General features: G+C 72.2%; 2 protein-coding genes. Both read left to right on the top strand.

What is annotated here, in order from left to right; genetic code table 11:
* Nucleotides 1-2770, top strand: a 2770-nt coding sequence (locus tag AB0L71_RS32590; RefSeq protein ID WP_365250338.1) for an SDR family NAD(P)-dependent oxidoreductase, incomplete at its 5' end; no start/stop codon positions are given.
* A gap of 14 nt (nucleotides 2771-2784) precedes the next feature.
* Nucleotides 2785-4517 (top strand): beta-ketoacyl synthase N-terminal-like domain-containing protein (locus AB0L71_RS32585; RefSeq protein WP_365250335.1); only part of this gene is annotated, 1733 nt, incomplete at its 3' end.

Here is a 4517-nt window from a genome sequence, read left to right as displayed (position 1 = left end):
GCAGCCGTGGCTGGGGGATCACGCGGTGACCGGGACGGTGCTGCTGCCCGGGACCGCCTTCGTCGACCTCGCCCTCCACGCAGGCGGCCAACTCGGCCTGGACGCCGTCGAGGAGCTCACCATCCATGAGCCCCTCGTGCTTCCCGCGTACGGCGGTGTGCAGCTACAGATCGGCGTCGAGGCGGCCGACACCACCGGGCGCCGGGAGCTGGCCGTGCACGCCAGGACAGAAGCTGCGGACGGCGAACCGGGCCCCTGGCTCCGGCACGCCACCGGCGTCCTCGGCGCCGCGCCCGCGGCCACCCCCGAGACACAGGCTGCCTGGCCGCCGTCGGGTGCCACCCCGGTCGAACTCGATGGAGTGTACGAGCGCCTCGCCGAGCGCGGATACGACTACGGGCCGGCCTTCCAGGGGCTTCAGCGGCTGTGGCGCGACGGAGAAGGTCTGTACGCCGAGATCGCGCTGGCCGAGGACGCCGATCCGGCCGGGCACGCCCTGCACCCCGCCCTCCTGGACGCGGCCCTGCACCCGCTCCTGGTCACCGCCCTGGCGGAGGCCGATGCGGGCGACGGCGCGGTGCCGTTGCGCATCCCGTTCTCCTGGAGATCGGTCACGCGGCACGGCGAGGGCACCCCTCGCGCCCTGCGCGTCACGCTCTCCCACACGGGCGAGGAGACGGCGAAGCTGACTCTGGCCGACCAGGCCGGAATGCTGATCGGTGAGGTCGGGGCACTGACCCTGAGCACCATCGCCCCGGCCCGGATCGCCTCCCTGGGAACTGACGGCGTGCCGCTGCGCGTCATACGGTGGCAGAAGACCGAGCTCCTGGACACGGCAGCGCAGTCGTCGCCCGGCACCGTGTTCATCGGGGACAACCCCGACGGCTGGACGGCGCAGGCCCTGGGCCTCGCGGGCGCCGTGTTCCCGGACCTCGTGACCCTGGGTGACGCTGTCGCGATGGAGCGTACGTCTCCCGGCCTGATCGTGGTGGAGGCCGAGGCCGCCCCGGACAGAGATTCCGGTGCCGCCATCGCCGACCGCGCACGTGAGCAGACTTTCCGTCAACTGGATGCGGTCCACGCCTGGCTGGCCGATGAGAGGCTCGACCGGACCGTGCTCGCCGTGGTTACCAGTGGCGCAATGCTCGTCCCCGGCGACACCACAGTTGACCCCGCGGCGGCCACCGTCTGGGGCCTGCTGCGCACCGTCCGCTCGGAGAACCCGGGCCGTGTGCTGCTGCTCGACACCGACGGCACACAGGCATCGGCGCGTGCGCTGCCGCACGCTCTGGCCGCCCGTGAGCCCGAAGTGGTCCTGAGGGGAGGGGAGGCGTACATTCCCGGCGCGGAACCGGCCGGCTCCACGGGCTCGGTGAAGCACCTCGACCCGGACGGCACGGTGCTCATAACCGGGGGTACCGGTACGCTCGGCGTACTGCTCGCCCGCCACCTGGTGACCAAGCACGGCGTCCGGCACATGGTGCTCACCAGCCGCCGCGGCCCCGCGGCGGCCGGCGCCGACGAGATCGTTGCCGAACTTGCCGCGCTGGGAGCGGAGGTGACTATCACCGCCTGCGACGTCGCCGACCGCGACGCGGTGGCGGCACTCCTCGCGGGCATCCCCGCCGAACACCCCCTCACCGCGGTCGTGCACAGCGCCGCCGTCCTGGACGACGGCATGGTGCAGGCCCTGGACACCGGCCGGTTCGAGACGGTGTGGCGACCCAAGGCCGACGGCGCGCTCCATCTGCACGAGCTCACCCGCGAAGAGGACCTGGTGGCATTCGTTCTGTTCTCCTCCCTCGCCGGCGCGGTCGGCAACGCGGGGCAGGCCAACTATGCTGCGGCAAACGTCCTCCTGGACGCCCTGGCCCAGCACCGGCACACCCTCGGCCTGCCCGCCACCTCCCTCGCCTGGGGCTTGTGGGGTGAACAGGACGGCACCGAGGGCGGTGCGGGCCTCGCCACATCCCTGGACGGCGCGCACCTCGCCCGCGCCGGGCGCGGTGGCCTGCTGCCGCTCGACGGTGTCACCGGCCTCGCCCTGTTCGACGCGGCGCTCGCAAGCAGCGAACCCGCCGTCATTGCCGCCCGCTTCGAACCTGCGGGCCTGCGCTCCCAGGCCGCATCCGGAGCGCTGGCGCCCGTACTGCGAGGGATCGTCAGGGTACCGGACCAGCGCGCAGCCGCGCCCGGCACCAGCCACGCGCCCCTTGCCGAGCGGCTAGCAGGCCTCAACGCGGAGGCGAGCCGGAGCGCAGTGCTGGACCTGGTCCGTACGACCGTGGCCGCGGTCCTCGGCCACGGAGAACCGGGCCGCGTCGAACCGGACAGGCCCTTCAAGGAGGTCGGCTTCGACTCGCTCACGGCGGTGGAACTGCGCAATCGCCTGAACGCGGCCACCGGCCTCCGGCTCCCTGCCACCCTCGTCTTCGACCACCCCAGTCCCGGGGCGGTCGTGGACGTCCTCCTGGCAGCTGTGGCGCCTGCCGAGCAGACCGCGACCGACCCCATTCTCGCCGAACTCGAACGTTTGGAAGCCGTGTTGGAGGACGCGGGGCGCGGGCCTGCGGCAGACGACAGCGCGTACCGCCACATGGTGAGCACCCGGCTGCAGCAGCTTCTGACGGAATGGTCCGTGCCTGTGCGTGACGCGGGTGATACGGATGGCGAGCAGGACCACGACGGCGTCGCCTCCCGGATCCGGGGAGCCGCGGCCTCGGAGATCTTCGAATTCATCGACTCGGAACTTGGCGGGCTCCCGCAGTGAGGGTGAGAGATTTCATGACCACCAGCAAGAAGTCCTACGACCCCCACACCATCGCGATCGTCGGTCTGGCGTGCCGACTGCCCGGCTCACCCGACCCGGACGCCTTCTGGCAGCTCCTGCGCAACGGCGAGCACGCCCTGCGTGACATCCCCGAAGACCGCTGGAACGCCGCCGAGTTCTACCACCCCGACCCCACGAGCCCCGGCACCACGCACGCCCGCCAGGCCGGGTTCCTCGACCGGGTTGACGGCTTCGACGCCCGGTTCTTCGGCATTGCGCCGCGCGAGGCAGCGGCTATGGATCCCCAGCAGCGCCTCGTCCTCGAACTCGCCTGGGAGGCCCTGGAAAACGCAGGCATCCTGCCCGGCGACCTCCGCGGAACCCGCACCGGCGTCTTCGCGGGGGCAATGCTCGACGACTATGCGACCTTGCTCCACCGAACCGGCGCCGCCGCGATCGGCCCGTTCACCTCCACGGGCCTGCACCGCGGCATCATCGCCAACCGCGTCTCCTATCACCTCGGCCTGCGCGGGCCGAGTCTCGTCGTTGACACCGGCCAGTCCTCGGCGCTCGTCGCCGTCCACCAGGCGTGCGAGAGCCTGCGCAGGGGCGAGTCCGCGCTCGCCCTCGCGGGCGGTGTCAACCTCATCCTGGCGCCGGAGAGCACCGTGTCGGTGACCAAGTTCGGGGGACTCTCGCCGGACAGCCGCTGCTACACCTTCGACGCGCGCGCCAACGGTTACGTACGCGGCGAGGGCGGCGGCATCGTCGTCCTCAAGCGGCTCGCGGACGCCGAGGCCGACGGCGACGACGTCCTCGCCGTCATCCTCGGTGGCGCAGTCAACAACGACGGCGGCGGCCGCGGTCTCACCGTCCCCGACCGCGGCGCGCAGGAAGCCGTGATCCGGCTCGCCCACGAGCAGGCGGGCGTGACCCCGTCCGAGGTCGGCTACGTGGAGCTCCACGGCACCGGAACCAGGGCGGGCGACCCCGTAGAGGCGGCCGCACTCGGCGCCGTCTTCGGTGGCACCCGCACATCGCAGGAACCGCTTCTCGTCGGCTCGGCCAAGACCAACGTCGGCCACCTGGAGGGCGCCGCGGGCATCGTCGCCCTCGTCAAGGCGGCGCTCGCGGTTGCCCGCCGGGAGATCCCGCCGTCCCTCAACTTCGCCGAGCCCCACCCGGACATCCCGCTGGACTCCCTCGGCCTGCGGGTGCAGACCGAACACACGCCCTGGCAGCGTCCCGACGAGCGGCTGGTCGCCGGAGTCTCCGCGTTCGGTATGGGAGGCACGAACTGCCACGTTGTCATAGCCGAGGCGCCGCACCGGACGGCGCAACCCATGTCCGGATCCGTTCCGGTGGCGCTGCCCGCGGGCAGCGCAGTCGGCGGTTACGGGCCTGCGGGGCAGTTGCTTCTCCCGTGGGTGCTGTCCGCCCGTACCGACCGCGCGCTGCGGGACCAAGCCGCGCGGCTGCGGGCTTTCACCGAGGATCGGCCGGAGCTCGACCCCGCCGGTGTCGCCCTGTCGCTCGCCACTTCCCGCACCGCGTTCGAGCACCGTGCGGTGGTGCTGGGCGGGGACCGGGCTGAACTCCTGGGTGGGGTTGCCGCGCTCGCTCGTGGTGAGGGCACGCCGGATGTCGTGCGTGGCAGGGTTGCCGAGGGGCGCACTGCTTTTCTCTTTACTGGGCAGGGGAGTCAGCGTCCGGGTATGGGAGGTGGGTTGTACGCGGCGTTCCCGGT

The sequence above is a fragment of the Streptomyces sp. NPDC052052 genome (assembly GCF_040680455.1).
Taxonomy (GTDB): Bacteria; Actinomycetota; Actinomycetes; order Streptomycetales; family Streptomycetaceae; genus Streptomyces.
This window is presented reverse-complemented; position numbering and strand designations above follow the sequence as displayed.